At 58.7% G+C, this 22566-nt stretch carries 21 protein-coding genes, 1 tRNA gene and 2 pseudogenes; 9 read left to right on the top strand and 15 right to left on the bottom strand.

Features of this window, described 5'->3' with window-relative positions:
* The first annotated feature begins 44 nt into the window (after window positions 1-44).
* Window positions 45-1049, top strand: coding sequence for an AraC family transcriptional regulator (locus EJA72_RS02270; RefSeq protein WP_157709916.1), 1005 nt, complete (start codon window positions 45-47; stop codon window positions 1047-1049).
* Here the strand turns inward: EJA72_RS02270 and EJA72_RS02265 are convergent, their stop codons facing one another.
* From EJA72_RS02265 to EJA72_RS02250, 4 genes are all read right to left on the bottom strand, one after another.
* Window positions 1050-2282, bottom strand: a complete 1233-nt coding sequence (locus tag EJA72_RS02265; protein WP_157709915.1) for a type II toxin-antitoxin system HipA family toxin — start codon at window positions 2280-2282, stop codon at window positions 1050-1052. It lies immediately after the preceding gene.
* Window positions 2275-2523: a helix-turn-helix domain-containing protein gene (locus EJA72_RS02260; protein ID WP_157709914.1), complete on the bottom strand. Its 249-nt coding sequence runs from the start codon at window positions 2521-2523 to the stop codon at window positions 2275-2277. Before EJA72_RS02260 ends, EJA72_RS02265 begins: the two co-directional genes overlap by 8 nt.
* Before the next feature lie 112 nt (window positions 2524-2635).
* Window positions 2636-3001: a response regulator gene (locus EJA72_RS02255; RefSeq protein WP_157709913.1), complete on the bottom strand. Its 366-nt coding sequence runs from the start codon at window positions 2999-3001 to the stop codon at window positions 2636-2638.
* Window positions 3002-3071: 70 nt separating this feature from the next.
* Window positions 3072-3758: a Crp/Fnr family transcriptional regulator gene (locus EJA72_RS02250; RefSeq protein ID WP_157709912.1), complete on the bottom strand. Its 687-nt coding sequence runs from the start codon at window positions 3756-3758 to the stop codon at window positions 3072-3074.
* Between the two features lie 85 nt (window positions 3759-3843).
* On the opposite strand from EJA72_RS02250, the gene EJA72_RS02245 reads away from it, so the two are divergent.
* Window positions 3844-4362 (top strand): DUF962 domain-containing protein, encoded by a 519-nt coding sequence (locus tag EJA72_RS02245; RefSeq protein WP_157709911.1) that lies wholly within the window; start codon window positions 3844-3846, stop codon window positions 4360-4362.
* A gap of 102 nt (window positions 4363-4464) precedes the next feature.
* Here the strand turns inward: EJA72_RS02245 and EJA72_RS02240 are convergent, their stop codons facing one another.
* The 6 genes from EJA72_RS02240 to dibA all read right to left on the bottom strand — a co-directional run bounded on the left by EJA72_RS02240 (window position 4465) and on the right by dibA (window position 10698).
* Window positions 4465-5454 carry a sulfate/molybdate ABC transporter ATP-binding protein gene (locus EJA72_RS02240; RefSeq protein WP_157709910.1) on the bottom strand — a complete coding sequence of 330 codons (990 nt, stop codon included), beginning with the start codon at window positions 5452-5454 and terminating at the stop codon, window positions 4465-4467.
* A 3-nt stretch (window positions 5455-5457) separates the two neighbouring features.
* Entirely contained in the window at window positions 5458-6330 is an 873-nt protein-coding gene (gene cysW / locus EJA72_RS02235; protein ID WP_157709909.1) for a sulfate ABC transporter permease subunit CysW, read from the bottom strand.
* 13 nt (window positions 6331-6343) lie between these two features.
* Window positions 6344-7162, bottom strand: coding sequence for a sulfate ABC transporter permease subunit CysT (gene cysT / locus EJA72_RS02230; protein WP_157709908.1), 819 nt, complete (start codon window positions 7160-7162; stop codon window positions 6344-6346).
* Window positions 7163-7232: 70 nt separating this feature from the next.
* Window positions 7233-8246 carry a sulfate ABC transporter substrate-binding protein gene (locus EJA72_RS02225; RefSeq protein WP_157709907.1) on the bottom strand — a complete coding sequence of 338 codons (1014 nt, stop codon included), beginning with the start codon at window positions 8244-8246 and terminating at the stop codon, window positions 7233-7235.
* 71 nt (window positions 8247-8317) lie between these two features.
* Window positions 8318-8500, bottom strand: a complete 183-nt coding sequence (oscA, locus tag EJA72_RS02220; RefSeq protein ID WP_059404116.1) for a sulfur starvation response protein OscA — start codon at window positions 8498-8500, stop codon at window positions 8318-8320.
* A gap of 260 nt (window positions 8501-8760) precedes the next feature.
* Window positions 8761-10698, bottom strand: coding sequence for a phosphodiesterase DibA (dibA, locus tag EJA72_RS02215; protein WP_157709906.1), 1938 nt, complete (start codon window positions 10696-10698; stop codon window positions 8761-8763).
* A 147-nt stretch (window positions 10699-10845) separates the two neighbouring features.
* Between dibA and desA the strand changes: the two genes are divergently transcribed.
* Together desA and EJA72_RS02205 are read left to right on the top strand one after the other, a co-directional pair.
* The gene (gene desA / locus EJA72_RS02210) at window positions 10846-12030 is read left to right on the top strand and encodes a delta-9 fatty acid desaturase DesA (RefSeq protein WP_157709905.1); all 1185 of its coding nucleotides are present in this window, start codon (window positions 10846-10848) and stop codon (window positions 12028-12030) included.
* Window positions 12031-12303: 273 nt separating this feature from the next.
* A complete protein-coding gene (locus EJA72_RS02205) occupies window positions 12304-13293 on the top strand; it encodes a sensor domain-containing diguanylate cyclase (RefSeq protein ID WP_157709904.1) in 990 nt (329 codons plus the stop codon).
* 134 nt (window positions 13294-13427) lie between these two features.
* Here EJA72_RS02205 and EJA72_RS02200 read toward each other — a convergent pair whose 3' ends face one another.
* The 3 genes from EJA72_RS02200 to gabD form a co-directional block, all read right to left on the bottom strand.
* Window positions 13428-14642: an HDOD domain-containing protein gene (locus EJA72_RS02200; RefSeq protein ID WP_157709903.1), complete on the bottom strand. Its 1215-nt coding sequence runs from the start codon at window positions 14640-14642 to the stop codon at window positions 13428-13430.
* Window positions 14643-14768: 126 nt separating this feature from the next.
* Complete coding sequence (gene gabT, locus EJA72_RS02195) at window positions 14769-16046, bottom strand: 4-aminobutyrate--2-oxoglutarate transaminase (RefSeq protein ID WP_157709902.1); 1278 nt, start codon at window positions 16044-16046, stop codon at window positions 14769-14771.
* 184 nt (window positions 16047-16230) lie between these two features.
* Window positions 16231-17673: an NADP-dependent succinate-semialdehyde dehydrogenase gene (gabD, locus tag EJA72_RS02190; RefSeq protein ID WP_157709901.1), complete on the bottom strand. Its 1443-nt coding sequence runs from the start codon at window positions 17671-17673 to the stop codon at window positions 16231-16233.
* A gap of 349 nt (window positions 17674-18022) precedes the next feature.
* Between gabD and EJA72_RS02185 the strand changes: the two genes are divergently transcribed.
* The 5 genes from EJA72_RS02185 to EJA72_RS02165 all read left to right on the top strand — a co-directional run bounded on the left by EJA72_RS02185 (window position 18023) and on the right by EJA72_RS02165 (window position 20431).
* Window positions 18023-18099 (top strand) — tRNA-Arg (locus tag EJA72_RS02185).
* A gap of 236 nt (window positions 18100-18335) precedes the next feature.
* Window positions 18336-19619 (top strand): S-type pyocin domain-containing protein, encoded by a 1284-nt coding sequence (locus EJA72_RS02180; RefSeq protein ID WP_256679619.1) that lies wholly within the window; start codon window positions 18336-18338, stop codon window positions 19617-19619.
* 18 nt (window positions 19620-19637) lie between these two features.
* Window positions 19638-19868 (top strand): hypothetical protein, encoded by a 231-nt coding sequence (locus EJA72_RS02175; RefSeq protein WP_157709900.1) that lies wholly within the window; start codon window positions 19638-19640, stop codon window positions 19866-19868.
* The gene (locus tag EJA72_RS02170) at window positions 19868-20107 is read left to right on the top strand and encodes a pyocin S6 family toxin immunity protein (RefSeq protein ID WP_157709899.1); all 240 of its coding nucleotides are present in this window, start codon (window positions 19868-19870) and stop codon (window positions 20105-20107) included. Before EJA72_RS02175 ends, EJA72_RS02170 begins: the two co-directional genes overlap by 1 nt.
* An 84-nt stretch (window positions 20108-20191) precedes the next feature.
* Window positions 20192-20431, top strand: a complete 240-nt coding sequence (locus EJA72_RS02165) for a pyocin S6 family toxin immunity protein (RefSeq protein ID WP_157709898.1) — start codon at window positions 20192-20194, stop codon at window positions 20429-20431.
* Between the two features lie 240 nt (window positions 20432-20671).
* Here EJA72_RS02165 and EJA72_RS29585 read toward each other — a convergent pair.
* Together EJA72_RS29585 and EJA72_RS29580 are read right to left on the bottom strand one after the other, a co-directional pair.
* A pseudogene (locus tag EJA72_RS29585) lies at window positions 20672-21268 on the bottom strand (methyl-accepting chemotaxis protein); the annotation flags it as partial.
* Window positions 21269-21529: 261 nt separating this feature from the next.
* A pseudogene (locus tag EJA72_RS29580) lies at window positions 21530-22417 on the bottom strand (cache domain-containing protein); the annotation flags it as partial.
* Window positions 22418-22566 lie beyond the last annotated feature (149 nt).

Genomic DNA, 22566 nt, shown 5'->3' with positions numbered 1-22566 from the left:
GGTAGCCGTGAACGCCAACCTGTTGACCGGAAGCGCCAATCAGCATGACTGAACCGACCTCCCTTGCCAGCTGGACCCGCGCCCTGCGCAAGCAACTCGACGCCCTGGGCCTCGACAGCACCGCCCTGTGTCACCAGGCGGGGCTCGACCCGCAATTGATGGACGACCCGAACGCCCGTTACCCGTTGTCCAGCACCACGCGCCTGTGGGAACTCGCCGTGCAGGTCAGCGGCGACCCGGCGATTGGCTTGCGGGTTTCGCGGTTCGTCAGCCCGACCACCTTTCATGCGCTCGGTTATGCGCTGGTGGCCAGCGGCAGCCTGCGGGAAGTGTTCGAGCGCATCGTGCGTTATCACCAGGTGGTCAGCGATGCCCTTGAGCTTGAGCTCAGCCGCGCCGAGGATCGTTATCGCTTTCGCCTGAAAATCCCACCGGGCAATCCGGCGCCGGCCTTCGAAGCCATCGACGCGTTCACCGCGATCTACGTGCGCACCTGCCGCAATCGGCTGGGCCGGGATTACGCGCCGCTGGCGGTGTACTTGCGCCGGCCGGAACCGGCAGACCCGCATCAATGGCACAAAGTCTTTCGCTCGCCGGTGCACTTTTCGGCGGACGAAGACCGGCTGGAATTTTCCCTGGTGGACTTCGACAGCCACTTGGACGACGCGAATCCGGAACTGGCCGAACACAACGAAACCGTGCTTAAACGCACTTTGGCGCAGCTCAAACCGCTGACCTGGGAGCGCAAGGTCCGCGACGCCATTGAAGAGCAACTGCCGGAAGGCGAACCCAGTGCAGAACACATCGCCAAGGCCCTGCACCTGAGCTTGCGCAGCCTGCAACGGCATCTGGCGGACGAAGGCTGTCGGTTCGACACGCTGCTCAACGAGAGTCGCGAGAACCTGGCGCTGCTGCACCTGCGCGACCCGCAATGCTCGTTGAGTGAAATCAGTTATCTGTTGGGGTTCGCCGATACCAGCAGCTTCAGCCGCGCGTTCAAGCGCTGGACGGGGCTGACGCCGGGGCAGTTTCGGGATGGGTTGCGCTGATCAACTCTTCGTGAGGCTGCGTGCGACGCCTGATTTCCACTGCTCAATCATCGTTTCCCCAACGTCCGCAAAGACGCTGTTGGCTTTGATGTAAAGCTCCATCTCGGTCATTGCCACGGCCATCCCGTGGGCGACTTGTTGCAACAACTCATTGCAACGCCCCTCGGTCAGGTTGCAGGCCGACCGACCAAAGCGCATCAGCACTTTGTACTTGGGCCATGCTTTTGATCCTCCCAGCAATAACGCCATGCTGTCGGACTTTATGTAGACCGACGTCGTGACGATGTCGTAGGCGGGAGCGAGGCTTATTAGCGCATCGGGGCCGCAATGTTCATACAGCACGCCGAAGTTCTTGAGGTGAGCGTCACCATTCTTCAACGCAGACGAAAGCGCAACGATCTTGAAAAAAGACTCAAGCGCCTGATTGAGCAACGGTGGGGAGACGAACGCCTTGATCTGCCTGGCGGCACCTTCGTATGAGCCATCGTATTTGGCTTTCGAAGGCCAAGCGTTGAGAACACAAAAATCCTCAAACCCCAAATACCCCTGGCTGTTGAGGTCGAAGCGTTCGACGACCAGAAATTTGCCCTGCTCGCTGAGTTCGAAGGTAGGGACCTCAAGCCCTGCATGGAGCGCGGCGCGCATGCAGAAATATTCGTTGGCGGCGAGTTCAGGATATTCCTCAGGCCGAAAGGACTTGACTAGGTGCGTCGCGCCGCGATGAGTCAGCCGGTCGACGGTGGTTGCACTGTCACGAATCAGCACCTTCGGCTGTACACCGGAAACGCCCGAATACTGGCCATAGGTGCGCAGCAGATCATCAAACAAGCCTTGTGTACCGTCATGAACCAGAAGATCTGCGAGGCTGGTTTCCGGTGGACGCTCGCTCGCATCTTCCACGCTTGCAATACCCACTCGACCCAGTTGGTAGGGGCCGACGATCGCCAGCATCGAAAAATCATCGAAGCCTCTGACCGCTTTACTGAAACGACGCACCAGTTCATCGCGTAACGCGCCCTCTGGCAGGTTCATTTCAAATATTGGCGGGAGCCCATGTTCCCAAGTGTAACTTTCGAGGCGGGCCGGCATGGTCAACGACACCGAGTTTTCTTCCCGCGCGTTTTCGGCGTAGGTAAAAACCGAATCGCTGCGCGGCTGACCACGACCGAGCGTGCCGACTGCGGTTCCAGAAACGTTGATGTGCAGCCGGTCCGGCTCCAGCGACTCAACCATGGAAGTTGGCCTTTTTCAGCGAGTCCAGAGTGGGGCGCTTCGACCGGCGCGGTACGGCGGTGAGTTCGTAGCCGAACCCGTTGAGGATGGCCTCAACCTTGCGCAGGCCGATTTCAGCGATGGTGTTGTTCTCGATACCGGAAATCGTGGAGCGGCTCATGCCGTATTGTTTTGCCAGCGCCTGCTGAGACAACTTTTGCTCCTTGCGGAGCGAGCGGATTAGTTCTCCGAGGTTTTCCATTTCATTTCCTGCATTGTATACCGTGCAAAAACCAACAAAATCTGTGTATGCATTGTATTTAGTGCAGATTGTTGACTAAGTCCAGTTCATTTTTTAACCAGGGCAAAAGAATTTACCGCCCTCGATCCCGCCGCAACAACTTACGCACCCGCGCCACCAGTTCGCTCACAGTAAACGGCTTCAGCAAGTAATCATCCTCATGCAACTCCAACCCGCGCAGCCGATCCTCGATGCCGTCTTTGGTCGTGAGGAACAGCACCGGCGTCTCGCCGAGCTTGCGGACTTGCTGCTGCAACTGCCAGCCGTTGAGCCCCGGCAGCATGACGTCGAGGATGATCAGCTCATAGTCGCCGGTCTCAATGAAACGCCGACCGTCCATGCCGTTTAGCGCCACATCGACGGAGTAACTCGCCTCATTCAGGCCGTTGGCCAGGAGTTTGGCGGTCTCCGGTTCGTCTTCCACTAACAGCACACGCATGGCACACCTCGATTATCGTCGTCACAGGCTAGGCGCCTTCGACGACAAAGCCCACCTATAACGCTGCTTTTCAAAAATTCGCCAAGGCCCGCAGCCGAACGGCGTCCAGAATTTCGATTTCGCCATAGCTGAGGTCGATGATTCCCTGCCCCTGCAAATCCTTGAGAATCTGGTTCGTGGTTTGGCGCGACAGCGACAACATCGATGCCAGTTGCTCCTGAGGCAGTTGCAACCGCCGTCGCGGCGGGGCGATTTCGCCATAGCCGTCCGCGATCATCAGCAAGCGATGCGCCAGTCTTGCCGCCGCCGGCATCAGGCTCAGCTGTTCAAGATTGATGAAGGTCATGCGCAGTTTCTGGCTCATCAGCAATGCCAATTGCCGCCAGTACACCGGCTGCTCATCGAGCAACGCCAGCAACACGTTTTGCGGAATATTCAACAGGACGCACTGACCCACGCCGAAGGCGTCGTGGGTGCGTGGCTGGCCGTCGAACAGGCAGATTTCGCCAAACCAGTGCGGCGGTTCCACCACGCTCAGCAATGCTTCCTTGCCCTGCTCGCTGACCGCACCGATACGTATCGAGCCCTCAAGCACCGCATACAAACCGCAAGGCGGATCGCCGCGCTTGAACAGCAGCTGCCCGGACGACAAGCGTCGCACGCGAGCCGCCGCCAGCAGACTATCCTGCAAGGGAACAGGGAGATGGCTGAACCATTGCCCGGTCATCAGGCGCGAACGCCAGACCTGCATATCCATGGAAACTCCTAAAGATTGTCGCCTGCCCGACAGAGCGAAAAGGGAACCCGGGGCATGATCGGTCCACCCTATAGGAGGAACAACAATGAAAAGCCTCGTTGACCATCTCAGTCAATACGCCGCTTACCACCGCGATCCCCGCAACATTGCCAGCCACTTTATCGGCATTCCACTGATTGTGGTGGCGGTGGCGGTATTGCTGTCGCGGCCGCAGTGGGCGGGGGGCTGGGCGTCACCGGCGGTGCTGGCCGCAGTGGCCTCGGCGTGGTTTTACCTGCGCCTGGAGTTGCGCCTCGGCGTATTGATGACCGTGTTGCTCGGCCTGTGCATCTGGGCGGGTCAGGTGATTGCGCAGCAAAGTACGCTGGTCTGGCTCTCAAGCGGTCTCGGGATGTTTGTGGTGGGCTGGGCAATTCAGTTTGTGGGTCACCATTACGAAGGGCGCAAACCGGCGTTTGTCGATGATGTGTCGGGGCTGATTGTCGGGCCGTTGTTTGTAGTGGCTGAACTGGCGTTCATGCTGGGGCTGCGCCATGAGCTCAAAGAGCAGATCGAGGCGCGGGCCGGGGGCGTGCGTTTGCGTCAGAAAAACGCTGCGGCGTAGATCGCTATCGCGAGCAGGCTCGCTCCCACAGGGTTTTGGGTTGTCCACCTATTTTGTGGTCAACACCGATCCAATGTAGGAGCGAGCTTGCTCGCGATGGTTTTAGACGTTAGCGAGTTTCTGCCAGACCTTCGGCTTGAAGAACAGCGTCTCGCCCTTCGCCAACCCGATCAGACTGTCGTGATCCTTCACCACTTCAGCTTCGATCAGCTCGCTCTGGCCTTCGACCTTCAGCGTCACCCGCGTCGTCGCACCCAGCGGGCGGATATCACGTACCTCGGCCGCGTGGTGATCCTCCAGCTCATGACGCGACAGCGACACTTCGTGCGGGCGGAACAACACGTGGTTGTCTTCACCCAGGTGCAGGCGGTTCGAATCACCCAGAAAGTGATAGACGAAATCGCTGGCCGGGTTCTCGTAAACATCGCCCGGTGAACCGATCTGTTCGATCACGCCCTTGTTCATCACCACAATGCGGTCGGCCACTTCCATCGCCTCTTCCTGGTCGTGGGTCACGAAAACAGAGGTCAGGTTGATGTCTTCGTGCAGCCGCGCCAGCCAACGACGCAGTTCTTTACGGACCTTGGCGTCGAGGGCGCCGAACGGTTCGTCGAGCAGCAAGACTTTCGGCTCCACCGCCAGGGCGCGGGCCAGGGCGATACGCTGGCGCTGGCCACCGGAGAGTTGCTCCGGGTAGCGATCGGACAGCCAGTCCAGTTGCACCATGTTCAGCAATTCATGGACCTTGACCGCGATCTGGCTTTCGGACGGGCGCTGGTTTTTCGGTTTCATGCGCAGGCCGAACGCGACGTTGTCGAACACCGTCATATGGCGGAACAACGCATAGTGCTGGAACACAAAACCCACGTTGCGATCACGCACGTCGTGCCCGGAAACGTCTTCACCGTGGAACACGATGTTGCCTTGATCCGGGGTTTCCAGGCCGGCGATGATCCGCAGCAACGTGGTTTTACCGCAACCGGACGGGCCCAGCAGCGCCACGAGCTCGCCGCTGTGAATGTCCAGGCTGATGTTGTTCAGCGCCTTGAACGCATTGAAATTCTTGCTGACGTTACGCACTTCGATCGACATGAATTATTCCTCCGCGGCGCTGGCGCGCAGGCGGTTAATACGGTTTTCGCTCCACTGCTTAAGCAGCAGGATGAAGAGCGCCATGATCAGCAACAGGCTCGCTACCGCGAACGCGGCCACGTGGTTGTATTCGTTGTAGAGGATCTCGACGTGCAGCGGCAAGGTGTTGGTCACCCCGCGAATGTGCCCGGAAACCACCGACACCGCACCGAACTCACCCATGGCCCGCGCGGTACACAACACCACGCCATAGATCAGGCCCCATTTGATATTGGGAACGGTGACGTGCCAGAACATCTGCCAGCCATTGGCGCCCAGCAACCGCGCGGCCTCTTCTTCCTGAGTGCCCTGCTCTTGCATCAACGGGATCAGTTCGCGCGCCACGAACGGCACGGTGACGAAAATCGTCGCCAGCACGATGCCGGGCAAGGCGAACACGATCTGGATGTCGTGATCCTGCAGCCACGGCCCGAACAGGCCCTGGGCGCCGAACATCAGCACATAGACCAGACCGGCGATCACCGGCGAGACCGAGAACGGCAAATCGATCAACGTGACCAGCATGCTTTTGCCACGGAACGAGTATTTGCTCACGCACCACGCGGCGCTGACACCGAACACCACGTTCAGCGGCACCGAAATCAGCACCGCAATCAACGTGAGTTTCAGCGCGGACAGCGCGTCCGGTTCAAAGATCGCGGTGAAGAACGCACCGAGACCAAGCTTCAGGCCCTGAGACACTACGATGAACAACGGCAGCAACAGGAACAGCGCAAAAATCAGCCAGCCGAGGCTGATCAGGATGCGCCGCGAAGTAGCACTGCCACGGCGGGCAGCGTTGGCCGAGGAGGCTGCTGCAATAGACGATTGGGACATTGTTCGCGCCTCCTTATGGGGTTTCGATGCGCCGCTGCAACAAGTTGATCAGCAGCAACAGGACGAAGGAAACCACCAGCATCAGTACACCAATGGAGGTGGCGCCGGTGTAATCATACTGGTCGAGCTTGACCATGATCAGCAGCGGCAGGATCTCGGTTTTCATCGGCATGTTGCCGGCGATGAAAATCACCGAACCGTACTCGCCGACCCCGCGGGCAAAGGCCAGCGCGAACCCGGTGAGCCATGCGGGCAGCAACGCGGGCACCAGGATATAGCGGAAAACCTGCAACGGTCTGGCACCCAGGCACGCCGCCGCTTCTTCGACTTCACGCGGGATATCGGCCAATACCGGCTGTACCGTACGTACTACGAATGGAAGTGTCACAAAAGTGAGCGCGAGCGTGATGCCGAGGGGGGTGTACGCGATCTTGAACCCCAGGTCCGCCGCGAACTGGCCCACCAGCCCGGTCGGGGTGTACAACGCGGTCAGCGCGATACCGGCCACGGCCGTGGGCAATGCGAACGGCAAGTCGATCATCGCATCGATGATCTTGCGACCCGGGAAGGTGTAGCGCACCAGCACCCAGGCCAGCAGCGTACCGATGATGCCGTTGATGATTGCGGCATACAGCGCGGTGCCGAAGCTCAGCTTCAACGCCGCCAGCACCCGTGGCGCCGTGACGATTGCCCAGAACTGATCCCAGGTGAGTTGGGCGGCATGCACGAACATCGCCGCCAGTGGAATGAGCACAATCAGGCTGAGGTACACCAAGGTGTAGCCCAGCGTCAGCCCGAAGCCGGGTATGACGGGGGAGATACGACGCGACATAAAAGTCCTTGGTTGAGAACGCACAAAGCCCCGAACGTCAATCCGGGGCTCGTTTATGACCTATTTCAGATTACTGCGCCTGGTAAATCTGGTCGAACACGCCACCGTCATTGAAGAATTTCGGTTGAGCGCTTTTCCAGCCGCCGAAGTCCTTGTCGATGGTCACCAGATCCAGTGTCGGGAACTGTTTGGCGTATTTGGCGGCCACTTCCTTGTCACGTGGACGATAGAAGTTTTTCGCCGCGATTTCCTGTCCGGCCGGGCTGTACAGGTGCTTGAGGTACGCTTCGGCGATTTGCTCGTTGCCCTTTTTCTCGGCGTTCTTGTCGACCACGGCCACTGGCGGTTCAGCAAGGATCGACAGGGAAGGCACGACGATTTCAAACTTGTCGGCGCCGCCGTCTTCTTTCAGTGCCAGGAAGGCTTCGTTTTCCCAGGCCAGCAACACGTCACCCTGACCGTTGTTGACGAAGGTGATGGTCGAACCGCGAGCACCGGTGTCCAGAACAGGCACGTGCTTGAACAGGGTTTGTACGTATTCTTTGGCCTTGGCTTCATTGCCGCCGTTGGCTTTCAGGCCGTAGGCCCAGGCTGCGAGGAAGTTCCAGCGTGCACCGCCGGAGGTTTTCGGGTTCGGGGTGATGACCGACACGTCATTCTTGACCAGGTCGCCCCAGTCCTTGATGCCTTTAGGGTTGCCCTTGCGGACCAGGAACACGATGGTCGAGGTGTAAGGCGTGCTCGCCTCCGGCAGACGCGCTTGCCAGTCGGCTGGCAGGGTCTTGCCGAGCTTGGCGATTTCGTCGATGTCACCGGCCAGGGCCAGGGTCACCACGTCAGCGCGCAAACCGTCGATCACCGCCCGGCCTTGCTTGCCCGAGCCACCGTGGGATTGCTGGATTTTCACATTGTCGCCGGCGTGGTCTTTCTTCCAGAAATTGACGAATTCAGCGTTGTAATCCTGGTACAGCTCACGCGTTGGGTCGTACGACACGTTGAGCAGCTCGTAATCCTTGGCAACCGCGGAACCCGCAAAAAGGGCGCTGGCCAGGGCGGCCAAAGCGAAATGACGAATCGACGACATGGTGAAAGCTCCTGGAATTCTTGATTTTCTTATGGGTGTGTTGGATTGGGTTGCCGGGGACGACAGTCGCTTCAGCTCGGCTTGTTGGCCGGGTTCTGCAAGCGGAATTTTTCTTTGCGTTCGATCTGAACGACCTGGGCGTTGTGCACGGTGATTTCCACAGCGCCAAACCGCAGGTCGCGCAAAGCGCTCTGGATTTCACGCAAGATGGTTGCTTCGTCCTGGCCGTCAACGCTACGTAGGGATGCGCTCATGGTGCTGCTCCTTCGACTGAGAGGTTGCCTGGCAGTGGCGGCACTGCTTGCGGCGTGAGACCAATAGTAGATAAGCGCAGTTATTCTTAAAAAGACTATTTAAGAATGTTTATATAACCATAAGCGATTATTCGACAGGACAAGGGCTTGCGGGGCGCCAAGCCCCTGCAGGAGCGAGCTTGCTCGCGAAGAATTTGCAGGCGCCGCGGGAGTCAGGCTCGCAGCGTTATCGTTGACGACCATCGCGAGCAAGCTCGCTTCTACAAGGTTTGGGGTGGTTTTTCGATGATCGGCGCATGCATCCAGTCCAGTTGTTCCGCCGGCACCGGCCGTCCAAACCAGTACCCCTGCCCCAGATCGCAAGCGTGTTCGAGCAGGAAACGCGCCTGCTCGGCTTGCTCGATACCCTCGGCATGCACTTGCATTCCCATGCTCTGGGCCAATGCGATGATCACCCGCACGATCGCCACGTCGTCGTCATCGCACGGCAATCCGGCCACAAACCCCTGATCGATCTTGAGCTTCTGCACTGGCAGCCGCTTGAGTCGCAGCAAGGATGAATAGCCGGTGCCAAAATCATCGATGGCCAGCCGCACCCCCAATTCACGCAATCGATGCATCTGCTCCAGCGCTACTTCCGGGTCGTCCATGACCGCGCTCTCGGTCACTTCCAGCTCCAGATACGCCGGGTCCAGTCCCGTTTCACGCAACACCTGCGCCACCTGCTGATACAGCTCTCGCCGGGCGAACAGGCGCGACGAGACATTCACCGCGACAAATGACAGCGCCACCCCGGCCCGCTGCCACTGACACATCTGCAGACACGACTGATGCATGACCCAGGCATCGATTTCGGCAATCAATCCGGTGCGTTCGGCGATGGGGATGAATTCTGCCGGCGATATCAACCCACGTTGCGGATGCTCCCAGCGGACCAGCGCCTCGACGCCGATCAGGCGACGGGTTTTGAGGTCGTGGACCGGCTGGTAATGCACGCGCAACTCTTGCTGCTCCAGCGCGCGACGCAATTCGAATGCCGTCTCGACCCGCTGCTGGGCGTGGGCGGTCAACTCCTCGGTGTACAAGGCGTAGCCATTGCGCCCCGTATTCTTGGCCTTTGACAGCGCTGAATCGGCATTGCGCAACAATTGCTCGGCACTCAAGGCATCGGCGGGGAACAGACTGATGCCGATGCTGGTATTGATGAACAGCTGATGCCCTTCGATGGGAAAAGCCTCCTTGAGGCCATCAATGATCCGCTGCGCCAGTGCCGCGGCCTGCACCAATTGCGGACAATTTTCAGCCAGCACGGCGAACTCATCACCCCCCAGCCGCGCCAGCGTGATCCCCGGGCCGAACATGGCCTTCAAGCGTTCGGCCACGGCTTTGAGCAATTGATCGCCAATCGTGTGCCCAAGGCTGTCGTTGATCATCTTGAAGTGATCCAGATCGATCAGCAGCAGCGCACAGCCACGCTTGTGGTTCTGCGCCGACGCCAGGGCCTGCTCGGCGCGATCGGTGAACAACAGGCGGTTGGGCAGGTCCGTCAGCGGGTCGTGATGAGCGAGGTGCATCAGCTCGTGCTCGGAGTTCTTGATCGCACTGATGTCGGTAAACACCGCTACGTAATGGCTGCGCCGCCCTTCGTCGTCATGGATGATGCGGATGGTTTGCCATTGCGGGTAGATTTCGCCGTTTTTGCGACGGTTCCAGATCTCCCCACTCCACTCGCCCGTGCTGCCAAGGGTCGTGAACATGCTCTGGTAGAACGCAGTCGAGTGACGACCTGACTTGAACAGACTGGGACGCTGGCCCAGCACCTCGTCATGTTGATAACCGGTGATCTCCATGAAGGCACGGTTCACATGGACGATCAGCCCTTCGTTGTCGGTGACCAGCACGCCTTCACGGGTGCAATCAAACACCGCGGCCGCTTGCCGCAAACGCACCTGGTCTTCGTCGCGCGCCCTTAATTTGGCCCCGATCCCCAGACAGCGGAACAAACGCGCCCGAGCGAGGAAAATCAATCCGGCACTGAGCACCACCCAGACATAACCGCTGATCAGTTGCCACCGCAGTTGCTCATCGGAGCTATCGAAGATACTGTTCAATAAATAACCACTAAGCTCCAGCCAGACGATGGAAAGAAGCAGGTAGAGCAGCGCTGCGCGCAGGGCGTCGCGGTAGGTGGCAGGCATTCGGTCGTCCATGTCCCTTCTAAAAGGGTGGAATTATAGTTTAAAGAAACATCCAGCCACTCTTATCTGAAAGGGCGACTGGTTTTATCTGTGCGCTTAGTGATAATGCAACGGCTGTTTTTTTCTTTATCGAGGGCGCAATAGCCTATGTGGTACGAAGGTTTTCTCGGCTTGTCGCCCTGGTCACTGGTGGCAGTCACCCTGCTGATGACCCACGTTACGATCGTTGGCGTCACGGTCTATCTGCATCGTTATTCAGCCCATCGCTCGCTTGAGCTCAATGCGGGCCTGAAGCATTTCTTTCGTTTCTGGCTGTGGCTGACCACGGCGCAGAACACCCGCGAGTGGACCGCTATCCACCGCAAGCATCACGCCAAGTGCGAAACCGTCGATGACCCGCACAGCCCGGTCATCAAGGGTCTGTCGACGGTGTTGCGCAAAGGGGCCGAACTGTATCGCGCCGAAGCGGAAAACCCCGAGACCCTGCGCATCTACGGCAAGAACTGCCCCGAAGACTGGATCGAACGCAACCTCTACAGCCGTTACCCGTTGCTGGGCGTGGCGATCATGGGCGTCATCGACTTGCTGCTGTTCGGCACCATCGGCATCACCATCTGGGCGATCCAGATGATGTGGATCCCGGTCTGGGCGGCCGGCGTGGTCAATGGCCTGGGCCATGCCATCGGCTACCGCAACTTCGAATGCCGCGATGCCGCGACCAACCTGGTGCCTTGGGGCATCCTGATCGGCGGTGAAGAACTGCACAACAACCATCACACCTACCCTAATTCGGCAAAACTGTCGGTGAAGAAGTGGGAATTCGATCTGGGCTGGGCCTGGATCCAGGTCTTCAGCTTCTTCCGCCTGGCCAAGGTGCAGCGGGTCGCACCCATTGCCCACCGCGTTGAAGGCAAGGGCAGCCTGGACATGGACACTGCTATGGCCATCCTCAACAACCGCTTCCAGATCATGGCCCAGTACCGCAAGCTGGTAATCGCGCCGCTGGTCAAGCAAGAGCTGGAAAAGGTCGATCACTCGGTCCGCCACCAGTTCCACCGGGCCAAACGCCTGTTGTCGCGTGAAACCAGCCTGCTGGACGACAAACACCACGCACGTATCCAAAGCATGCTCGAGCATAGCCAGGCCCTGAAGGTAATTTACGAGAAGCGCCTGGCCTTGCAGCAGATCTGGGTCAAGACCAGTTCAAATGGTCACGACATGCTGGCGGCCATCAAGGATTGGGTACACGAAGCCGAGGCCAGCGGCATTCAATCTCTGCGCGACTTCGCCGATCAGCTGAAAACCTACTCCCTGCGCCCTGCCGCTGTTTGACCTGCAGCCATAGGCCTGCCTCTGAATAGAGGCTTGCCTGTGGGTAAAGGTTTGCCTGTGGCGAGGGAGCTTGCTCCCGCTCGGCGACGAAGTCGCCGTAAAACTCCCGACGCGTTTCAACTGAAAAAACGCGTCGCCAGTACCGCCCGGCGGGAGCACTCCCAGGACGGGAACTAAGCTCCAAATCGCCTATCTCAAAAACACTTCGCCACTCCGGCGGGATTTGTCGTGGCCGCTGCCAAACGCGCGGCACGCCTTTTGAGATGTGTGCCGATGGTCCCAAAGAATCTGCAAGACTCATCCCACCCGCAGTGGCCCGAGGCCGCGCAAACCCTGATGGCGCTGATGCACGCCCAAGGCGAAGTTGCGCGCCTGAGTGAACGCGAACAGCTGTTCAGTTCCCTGCTGGTGAGTGTCAACGCCGTACTGTGGGCCTTCAATTGGGAAACCCGTCAGGTGCTGTATGTCAGCCCCGCCTATGAGCGGATTTTCGGCCGCTCCGCAGGCCTGCTGATGTCCGACTACAACCAATGGCGCGACAGCATCTACCCCGACGACCTGGAATACGCCGAACGCAGCTTGGCCGACGTACTGGTCAAAGGCGCCGTTGAAGACCGTGAGTACCGCATCATCGCCGCTGACGGCCAGGTACGCTGGCTCAGCGACAAATGCTTCATCAATCGTCAGGCCGAACCAGGGCAGCCGGTGATCATCGTTGGCATTGCCGAAGACATCACTGACAAGAAGCACATGGAAACCGAGCTGCATCGCCTGGCCACCACCGATGAACTGACCGACAGCAGTAACCGCCGCCACTTTTTCGAATGCGCCCATCGCGAGTTTGAACAGGCACGAATGAGCGGCACACCGCTGGCGTTCCTGCTGCTGGACATCGATGACTTCAAAGTGATCAACGACACCTACGGCCACCAGGAAGGCGACGCCGTGCTGCAGCGAATCGCCGAATGCGGTCGGGGTGCATTGCGACGCGGGGATGTGTTCGGGCGCATCGGCGGTGAAGAGTTTGCTGCCGTGTTCCCGGGTTGTGCACCGGACATGGCGATGCAAGTGGCCGAGCGCCTGCAACGGGAGATTCAGCGCCTGAGCTTCAGCCATGACGAGCAGACGTTCGGTATCACCGTCAGCCAGGGCTTGACTAGCCTCAACACCAAGGACGAAAGCATCGACACTCTCTTCGGTCGCGCCGATGCCGCGATGTATGAAGCCAAACGCCAGGGCAAGAACCGCATTATTTCCGGCTGACAGGGCCCACCACCACCCCTGTATGGGCGAGCTTGCTCGCGATGGTCGTCAATGATGACGCTGGCGGCCTGATGCCCCGCGGTGTTTTCGGGCCCATCGCGAGCAAGCTCGCTCCCACAGTTTTTGCGTATTTCCTATTTTTTGCGAAGGCGCATCAACTCCGGCAAACCGATCTTGAGCAACCGCGCCGTCCGGCTTTTCGCCAGTTCTTCAACGCCTTCATGCTCCGTCAGCAACGCCAACTGCCCGGCCATGTTCATCACCAGCGCTTCGCGGGAGTAAACCCCACCACCGAGCTGGTAGACAGCGGCAATCAGCTCTCGCAGCTCCAGCGGCAGACGCCAGCGGGTGCGCAGCGCCGAACCATAGGCCGCGCTGAACTCGGCCAGCGCTTCGCCAACCTCCTCCCATTCATCCAGCTCACCACCGGCCTGCTTCCATTCCTCAAGGCAACGCAATAACGCAAGATCGCCGAGGCGATGCAGGATGCCGGCGCAATAACAGCGCTCCTGATCCAGATCGAGCAAGCGCGCCAATGTTCGTGCGTATTCGGCGGTGTGCAGCGACAGGTTCCAGTAACGCTCCGCATAGTCCGCCAGCAGCGGATCGTTGAGCCGGGCGCTGCGCTTGAGAGCCAGCCCCAGAATCAGGTTCATGCTTTGCCCGGTGCCGAGGCGGTGCAGAGCCTGGGGCAAGGTCTGTACGGCGACGCCAAGATGATGGGCCGCGCTGTTGGCCGCAGCGATCAACACCGCCGTGACCTGAGGATCGACGCGAATCTCCTCCTCGAGAGCGGTCAAATCGAGGCCATTGGGATTGAGGCTCCGCTTGACCGCCGTTTGCACGTCCGTCATTAGCGACGCGCCATCCGCCAGTTCACGACGGCGCTCCAGATACACCGACAAGGTCATGCCCGGCACCAGCGACGGCGCCGCACACGCCACGGTTTCGCCGGCATCCAGCAGCAACTCCTGCAAGCGGTGAGTCAGGTTTTCCATGTTCAAGGGTTTGGTCAGGTACGCGCTGGGCGCCAGAGGCAAGGCTTCGCGCACGCTGACGCTGTCGTTGCGGCTGCTCATCAGAATGAAGGGCAGCGGAGGATTGCGTTTGCGCTGACGGACACTGCGCAAGACATTCAAGCCATCGACGCCGGGCAACTCCCAGTCGACGATGACCAGATCGTAGGGATGGGCGGCCAACAATTCCAACGCCTGTTGGCCATCGGCACACACATCCAGCTGTGCGTCGCAGCGCACATTCAGCAGCACCTGTTTCAGCAAATCCCGGGACCAGGGATCAGCCTCGGCAATCAGCACGCGCGGTACAGCTGGTAACACCACAGCATTCATTTGCTCACTCCTTCGGCAATGTATGCACCTTAGTCAATGCCGACCCATCGTTACAGCCAGATGTGTTTCAAGAGGCGTAAAAAAACCCGCCGAAGCGGGTTTTTTGTCGATCAGCTCACAAATGAATCAGAGCTCGGAGAAGCACTCTTCGATGATCGCCAGGCCTTTGTCCAGTTGCTCGTCCGGCGAGGTCAGCGGTACCAGGACGCGCAGAACGTTGCCATAGGTGCCGCAGGACAGCAGGATCAGGCCTTTGTCGCGAGCCTTGGCCACAACCGATGCAACGGCAGCGGCGTTTGGCTTGTGGCTGTCGCCGTTTTCGAACAGCTCGACCGCGATCATGGCGCCCAGGGCACGGACTTCACCGATTACCGGGTACTTGGCCTGGATGGCTTTCAAGCCAGTGACCAGACGCTCGCCGACTGCCTTGCAGCGGTCCAGCAGATGCTCTTCTTCGAACACTTCCATCACGGCCAGGGCCGCGGCGCAAGCGATCGGGCTACCGGCGTAAGTGCCGCCCAGGCCGCCTGGAGCAATGGCGTCCATGTATTCAGCCTTGCCGCACACACCGGCCAGCGGGAAGCCGCCAGCGATGGATTTGGCGAAGGTGGTCAGGTCGGCAGCAACGCCCATCTGTTCCATGGCGAAGAAGGTGCCGGTACGGCCAGCGCCCGTCTGTACTTCGTCAGCGATCAACAGGATGCCGTGCTGGTCGCACAGGGCACGCAGGCGCTTCATGAACTCTTTAGGCGCGACGTAGAAACCGCCTTCGCCCTGAACCGGCTCGATGATGATGGCAGCGATGTCACGCGGCTCGGCGTCGTTCTTGAAGATGCGTTCGATGCTGGCGATCGAGTCGTCGATGCTCACACCGTGCAGTTCGTTCGGGTACAGCGCGCGGAACACGCCGCCTGGCATCAGGCCCATGCCGGCCGAGTAAGGCACGACTTTACCGGTCAGGCCCAGGGTCATCATGGTGCGACCGTGGTAAGCGCCGGTGAACGCGATCACGCCGGCACGGCCAGTGGCGGCACGGGCGATTTTCACAGCGTTTTCTACGGCTTCGGAACCGGTGGTGACCAGCAGGGTTTTCTTCTCGAAATCACCTGGAACCTTGGCGTTGATTTTTTCGCACACTTCAACGTACGGCTCGTAAGCCAGTACCTGGAAGCAGGTGTGAGTCAGTTTGTTCAACTGCTCGGTCACGGCGGCGATGATTTTCGGGTGCACGTGGCCGGTGTTCAGCACGGCAATACCGCCGGCGAAGTCGATGAACTCGCGACCTTCAACGTCGGTCACGGTAGCGTTCTTCGCGGACTCGGCGAAGATCGGGTGAATCTGGCCAACACCACGTGGAACAGCAGCGGTACGGCGGGCCATCAAAGAAGCGTTAGTCTTGCTCATTACATTCCTCATTCGCCGCTCATCGGTCGGCGTGGTTCAAGGATTAAGCGGCGGGGAAGCAACTGCGGCAGCATGCGATGATCGACTGCTACAGCGTTCCCGGCCACCGAGAAAATTCCGTTTGTTGCCCGCAAAGGGTCAGCGCTCTCGTGCCCTTTGCGTTTGAAACAATGCCTTGCTGAGCTTAGATGCCCAGGCAGAGGTATTTGATTTCCAGGTAATCTTCGATGCCGTACTTGGAGCCTTCACGGCCCAGGCCCGATGCCTTGATGCCGCCGAACGGCGCGACTTCGTTGGAGATCAACCCGGTGTTGACGCCGACCATGCCGTATTCCAGGGCTTCAGCCACACGGAACACACGACCCAGGTCGCGAGCATAGAAGTACGAGGCCAGGCCGAACTCGGTGTCGTTGGACATCGCGATCACATCGGCTTCATCTTTGAAGCGGAACAGCGGCGCCAATGGACCGAAGGTTTCTTCCTTGGCCACGGCTGCGTTGTTCGGCACGTTGGTCAGGATGGTCGGCTCGAAGAAGTTGCCTTCCATGGACTTGCCGCCGGACAGCACGGTGGCGCCTTTGGAAACGGCGTCAGCAATGTGCTCTTGAACCTTGGCCACGGCTTTTTCGTCGATCAGCGGGCCAGTGGTGGTGCCGTCTTCCAGACCGTTGCCGATCTTGAGTTTGGCCACAGCCACTTTCAGCTTCTCGGCGAACGCGTCGTAGACCGAATCCTGAATGTACAGACGGTTGGCGCAGACGCAGGTCTGGCCGTTGTTGCGGTACTTGGAAATGATCGCGCCTTCGACGGCCTTATCCAGGTCCGCGTCGTCGAACACGATGAACGGCGCGTTGCCGCCCAGTTCCAGGGACACTTTCTTGATGTCCTTGGCGCATTCCGACATCAATTGACGACCGATTTCGGTCGAACCGGTGAAGGACAGTTTGCGTACGATCGGGTTGCTGGTCAGCTCGCTGCCGATGTCGCCGGCGCTGCCGGAAACAACGCTGAACACGCCAGCAGGAATGCCGGCACGCTGAGCCAGTTCAGCCAGCGCGAACGCGGAGAACGGCGTTTGCGAAGCAGGCTTGAGCACCATGGTGCAACCGGCGGCCAGGGCCGGGCCGGCTTTACGGGTGATCATTGCGGCCGGGAAGTTCCACGGGGTGATCGCGGCGGTCACGCCGATTGGCTGCTTGATCACGATCAGGCGCTTGTCCGGCTGGTGGCCCGGAATCACGTCGCCATAAACGCGCTTGGCTTCTTCAGCGAACCACTCGATAAAGGAAGCGGCGTAAACGATCTCGCCCTTGGCTTCGGCCAATGGCTTGCCTTGTTCCATGGTCATCAGGCGAGCCAGGTCATCCTGGTTCTCGATGATCAGTTCGAACCAGCGACGCAGCTTGTTCGCACGATCCTTGGCGGTCAGAGCACGCCAGGCCGGCAGCGCCTTGTCGGCAGCTTCGATCGCACGGCGGGTTTCGGCAGCGCCCATTTTCGGCACAGTACCCAGAATTTCGCCCGTTGCCGGGTTGTTGACCTTGATCGTCTGACCATTGTCCGCATCGACCCAAGCGCCATCGATGAAGGCTTGCTGGCGGAACAACTGGGTGTCTTTAAGCTGCATGTCGGCTTTCCTTAACAGCACCGCGGCACGCGCGGAGCAAATTATGATTGTAGAAAGGCGCCTCAAAAGGCTGCCGTCAGGGAAATCATTCACCGGGCTGAAGCACATAAATAGCGCACGGAATGAACTCGTGCGGTTCAGCACCCAGACAAGAGCGTTTGAAATCTCAAACGAATCCTAGGATCAAAGGGGGTAAAGGACAATAGGCTGTTCGAAAAAAAGAACGAAAACGCCGCATTTGCCGCTTTTTTCTGATCAACGTAGCAAATGCAGGTTACGCTTTGAAAAAGCGCTGTTGATTCAGCAGCATGGACGCCCGCAGTGCATATGAGTATCATGGCGCCCGCTTGCACCAGTAGCTCAGCTGGATAGAGTACTGCCCTCCGAAGGCAGGGGTCGTGGGTTCGAATCCCGCCTGGTGCACCATACTTTAGAAACAAGAAAGCCTCAGGCCGTAGGGTCTGGGGCTTTTTTGTGGCCGCTGTTTCAAGACGCACAGGTGCAGCGCCGTCCTTCAGCTTGAAGTCGATCCCTACGGATCATCGACTCACCTGTGTTTAGGCCTGGGCGACTGGTTCGGACAAATGCAGCAAAACTCTTTTCTGCCCGGCCCCCTTCACACTCTCCAGAATGCCCTTAGGACTTAACCAAAAGGGAGTTTCATGCGCTTGATAAGGAAGGCCGACAAAAGCCTTGAGCTAACCGAAAGCCCCAGCACTGCCGCCCGCTTAGTGAGTGACGCGCTGATGCGAGGTCGCCACTACCTCTACGGTCTCGATAATTTTGGGAGCCATTCCCGCAGCAGCAGCGACAGCGAAATTGTCGACGCCGTCCGCAAGGGTGATTTGCTGTTGGTAAAAGAACGTTTTGGCGGCTTAGGTGGTGGCTTCATGGCTAAGTCAGCACCAGCGCCTGAACCGGCCTACATACCCCCAAAAGATCCATGGCCACAGACCAAGCCTCGCAACGATCAGGTCTTTGCCAAATCCTGCACTCCCGAACATTGGTGTAGCACCGAAGCCGGCACCACTTCGGAGCCCGCTTCGAATTTCGGCCAGGTGATGGTCGCGGGCGCCATGCTTTTTCCATCGGCCAGTACCGCTGTGGCGACGGCATTAGGCGCGGACCTGGCACTGGGTCGCATGGCCGGTGGCGGCATCTTGCAGCAGCGTCTCAATTGGGCAATACGCGGCGCGGGCGGACCTGCGAGTGTTTTCGTACTGGGCATGCTACCGACCAAGATGGCTGACGGGACGCTCCATACCGACACCCAGTTACGCAGCATGACCCACGCCCCCACCCGTGTACGTTTTCAGTTCCGTCGCGACGCCGAAGGGGTACTACAGGTTTACGGTATCCATACCACCGCATCAGGCGACGACACGGTACGCACCGTGCAAGCCACTTGGAATGCCGATAAAACCGCCTTGGAGGCCAAGCTCAATGGCATCACCATTCTGTGGACGCCCCAGCGCGGGCCACTGGGGCAGATGCCCCCGCTGATCTACCCCGACAGCAGCGGCGAACAGCTTGGCACCATCCTGGTCCACCCGATTCCGGATAACACAGACAGTCAGATCGACGGCCTCCCCGGTGAAGACATCACCACGGACGACTGTATTCTGGTGTTTCCGGCGGACACTGGGTTGAAGTCGATGTATGTGGTGTTTGCCCGGCCTATTGGTGGCGATCACAGCTATCACCCAGCTCCCAAAGGACTGACGGCTTTTCCAGATGCAGTACTCAGCCCTTCAAAGAGCTCAGTCAAAGGTGGCGGGCAGAAACGCAAACGCTGGAAGGATCGCAAAGGGCGCATTTATGAGTGGGACTACGAGAATGGCCGGGTGGAGTTGTACGACAAACAGGGCAAGCATCTTGGAGAGTTCGACCCTGAAACGGGAGAACGCAAAAAAAACGCCGAGCCCGGCCGGACCACGTCAAAGTAAGTTGAAAGGAGCCCAAAAATGCAACATGAAATTCTTGCGTTCGACAAAAAAACCGAGCAATTGGTTTTCAGCATTGAGATCCCCGCTGACCAATTCACCACATTGGCAGAGTTAATGGATTGGCGTGAGCCGGATGATGCTATGTATGAATACGACTTATCGCCAGAGCAGGTAAGTAGTCTTGAAAGCATGATTGGAAGAACCTTCGATAGTCCTGAGTTCATCTTTCAACTGTCCTGTTCCGCTTAATGTTTTTGGAGATTACGGGCTTTCTTGCGGGCGACAACGAGGACGATTCGATCAAGTTTGAGCTCGATGTAGGTCCTGAATTTCAGCAAGCGGTTATGGACGTATTAGGTTGGGACAGCTTAGCGGTTGAGGCAAATGGCGAGCTTCCATTAACCGGTGGGCAGGTCCAACAATTAGAAATTGCACTCCAACAGTCATTACCGAAAGAATTGGAGCTATTCATCGGCGTTCGGGCATAGCAGGAGTTAATCGCGAAAGTTCGGCGCAGGGGCTGAGGCATTTCGGCGACGTTTGGCAATTCAAAAGTAATACAGGGAAAAATCATGCCCCTATGCATCACCGGTTTTTTATCGGGCGACAGCGATGATACTTCGTTGAAATATGAACTAGACGTACCGTCGCAGTTTGAACGAGCGGTACTAGAAGTGCTGGGGTGGCAAAGCCTTGCAGAAAGCCCTGACGGCGAATGGCTGCTGACAGGCGACCAATCTCAGCGGATTGCGACCGCGATTAATGAGCAGTTACCCAGCGACCTGGATCTATTCATCGGTCTAGAAGCCTAGCTAACCGGTTGGGCCCGTAACAGCACGCCAGAACAGGTCGCAGCTGGAGGTGGTCACGGCGCGCCCGGTCTGAGTCAGCTGAATGCTAGCAAGCAGCTTCACGCCGAACCTGCCCGTGCAAACTTGCGCGACTATGAATTCCGGGAAGCTACTGTTCGAATTCCGTCTCAAGCGCCATTCGTAAAACAAGGAAGCCCCAGACCGCAAGGTCTGGGGCTTTTTTGTTGTTCCAGAAACCCGTCAGATCCGGAAGCTGCCCACCAACTGCTTCAAGCGGCTGGCCTGCTGTTCCAGGTCCGAGCATGCGCTTAAGGTGAACTGCAGGTTCTGCATGCCCTCCTGATTCAGCGTGTTGATCTCGTTAATGTCCATGTTGATCGAGTCAACCACGGCCGTCTGCTCTTCCGTGGCGGTGGCCACCGACTGGTTCATCCCGTCGATTTCACCGATGCGCTGGGTCACGCTGCTCAGGCGCTCACCCGCCTGGTTGGCAATCGACACGCTGTCCTGGCTGTGACGCTGGCTTTCGCCCATGGTATTGACCGATTCACGGGCGCCGATTTGCAGCTCCTCGATCATGCTCTGCACTTGCTGCGCAGACTCTTGGGTGCGGTGGGCCAGGTTGCGAACCTCGTCAGCGACCACGGCAAAGCCACGACCCGCCTCGCCAGCACGCGCCGCCTCGATTGCCGCGTTGAGCGCCAGCAAGTTGGTTTGCTGGGAAATGCTGGTGATCACTTCGAGGATCTGACCGATGTTCACGGTCTTGCTGTTCAGCGTTTCAATGTGCGAACTGGAGGTGACGATCAGGTCCGACAGGCGATGCATGGCCTGAATGCTGCGATCGACCACTTGTTGGCCTTCTTCGGCCAGGTGGCGGGCAGAGCTGGCGTGTTGCGAAGCTTGCGCGGCGTTGTGTGCGATTTCCTGGGCGGCAGCCCCCAGTTGATTGATCGCGGCGGCGACGCTGTTGGTGCGGTTGACCTGCTCGTCGGAATTGACCATCGAAGAGTTCGATGCGCTCACGACACGCAAGGCGACTTCATTGACCTGCTCGGTGGCCGATGACACTTCACGGATCGAAGTGTGTATGCGTTCCACGAAGCGGTTGAAGGCGTTGCCGAGAATGCCAAACTCGTCCTGGGTATGAATGACCAGGCGCTTGGTCAGGTCGCCTTCACCTTCGGCGATATCTTCCATGGCCTTGCTCATGGCCTGCAGAGGTTGCAGCAGCAGACGAATCAGCATGCCCAGCAGGGCAATGATGAAGACCACGGCGACCACGGTGGCAACCACAGCCGACGCACGGAATTCACTGAGCCTGGAAAAGGCCTTGTCCTTGTCGATGGACAAGCCGATGTACCAGTTCACCGAGGGTAAGCCCTTGATCGGGGCGAACGTGACGATGCGGGTCTGACCATCGGCCTGGACTTCAGTCAACTCGCCGTTGATCCGTGGCGTGCCCTGGGGGAAGAGATCGCTCAGGCTCTTCATCTGCATGGTTTTGTCGGGGTGGACCAACACCTTGCCATCGGAACTGACCATGAAGGCGTAACCCTTTCCGCCCAAATCCAGTTTGTTGATGATGCCGACCAGCGCATCGAAGCTCACATCACCACCGATCACGCCGACGGTCTGCCCTGATTTGCGGATGGCCGTCACCATGGACACCACCAGGGTGTTCGTGGCCATTTCGACGTACGGCTCGGTCATGGCGACGGTATTGCTGGCTTCGGCAAGCTTGTACCAAGGGCGTGTACGAGCATCGTAGCCCTCGGGCATCTTCGCATCGGGCAGGATGGCGAACTCACCTATGGTGGTACCGACGTAGGTGCTGGGGAAGCTCGACACCAGCGTCTTCTGTGCCATCAACGTGGTGATGCTGGCCATCTCCGGGTTCAAGGCGGCGTTTTGCGCCAGGTTTTCAACCAGCAAGGTGCGACCGTCAAACCAGTTCTTGATGTTGGCCGCCGTCACTTCGCCCATTTCATGGAGGTTGTTTTCCAGATCCTTGCGAATGGCGTTGCGCTGGAGGTAGTCGTTGTACAACGTGAATAGCGCGAAAGCGGCTACCACGATCAGCGACGCCGCAAGCAGGATCTTGTGGCTGAATCGGAAATTTCTATTCATAACGG

Source organism: Pseudomonas sp. PB120 (assembly GCF_009761815.1).
GTDB lineage: Bacteria > Pseudomonadota > Gammaproteobacteria > Pseudomonadales > Pseudomonadaceae > Aquipseudomonas.
This window is presented reverse-complemented; position numbering and strand designations above follow the sequence as displayed.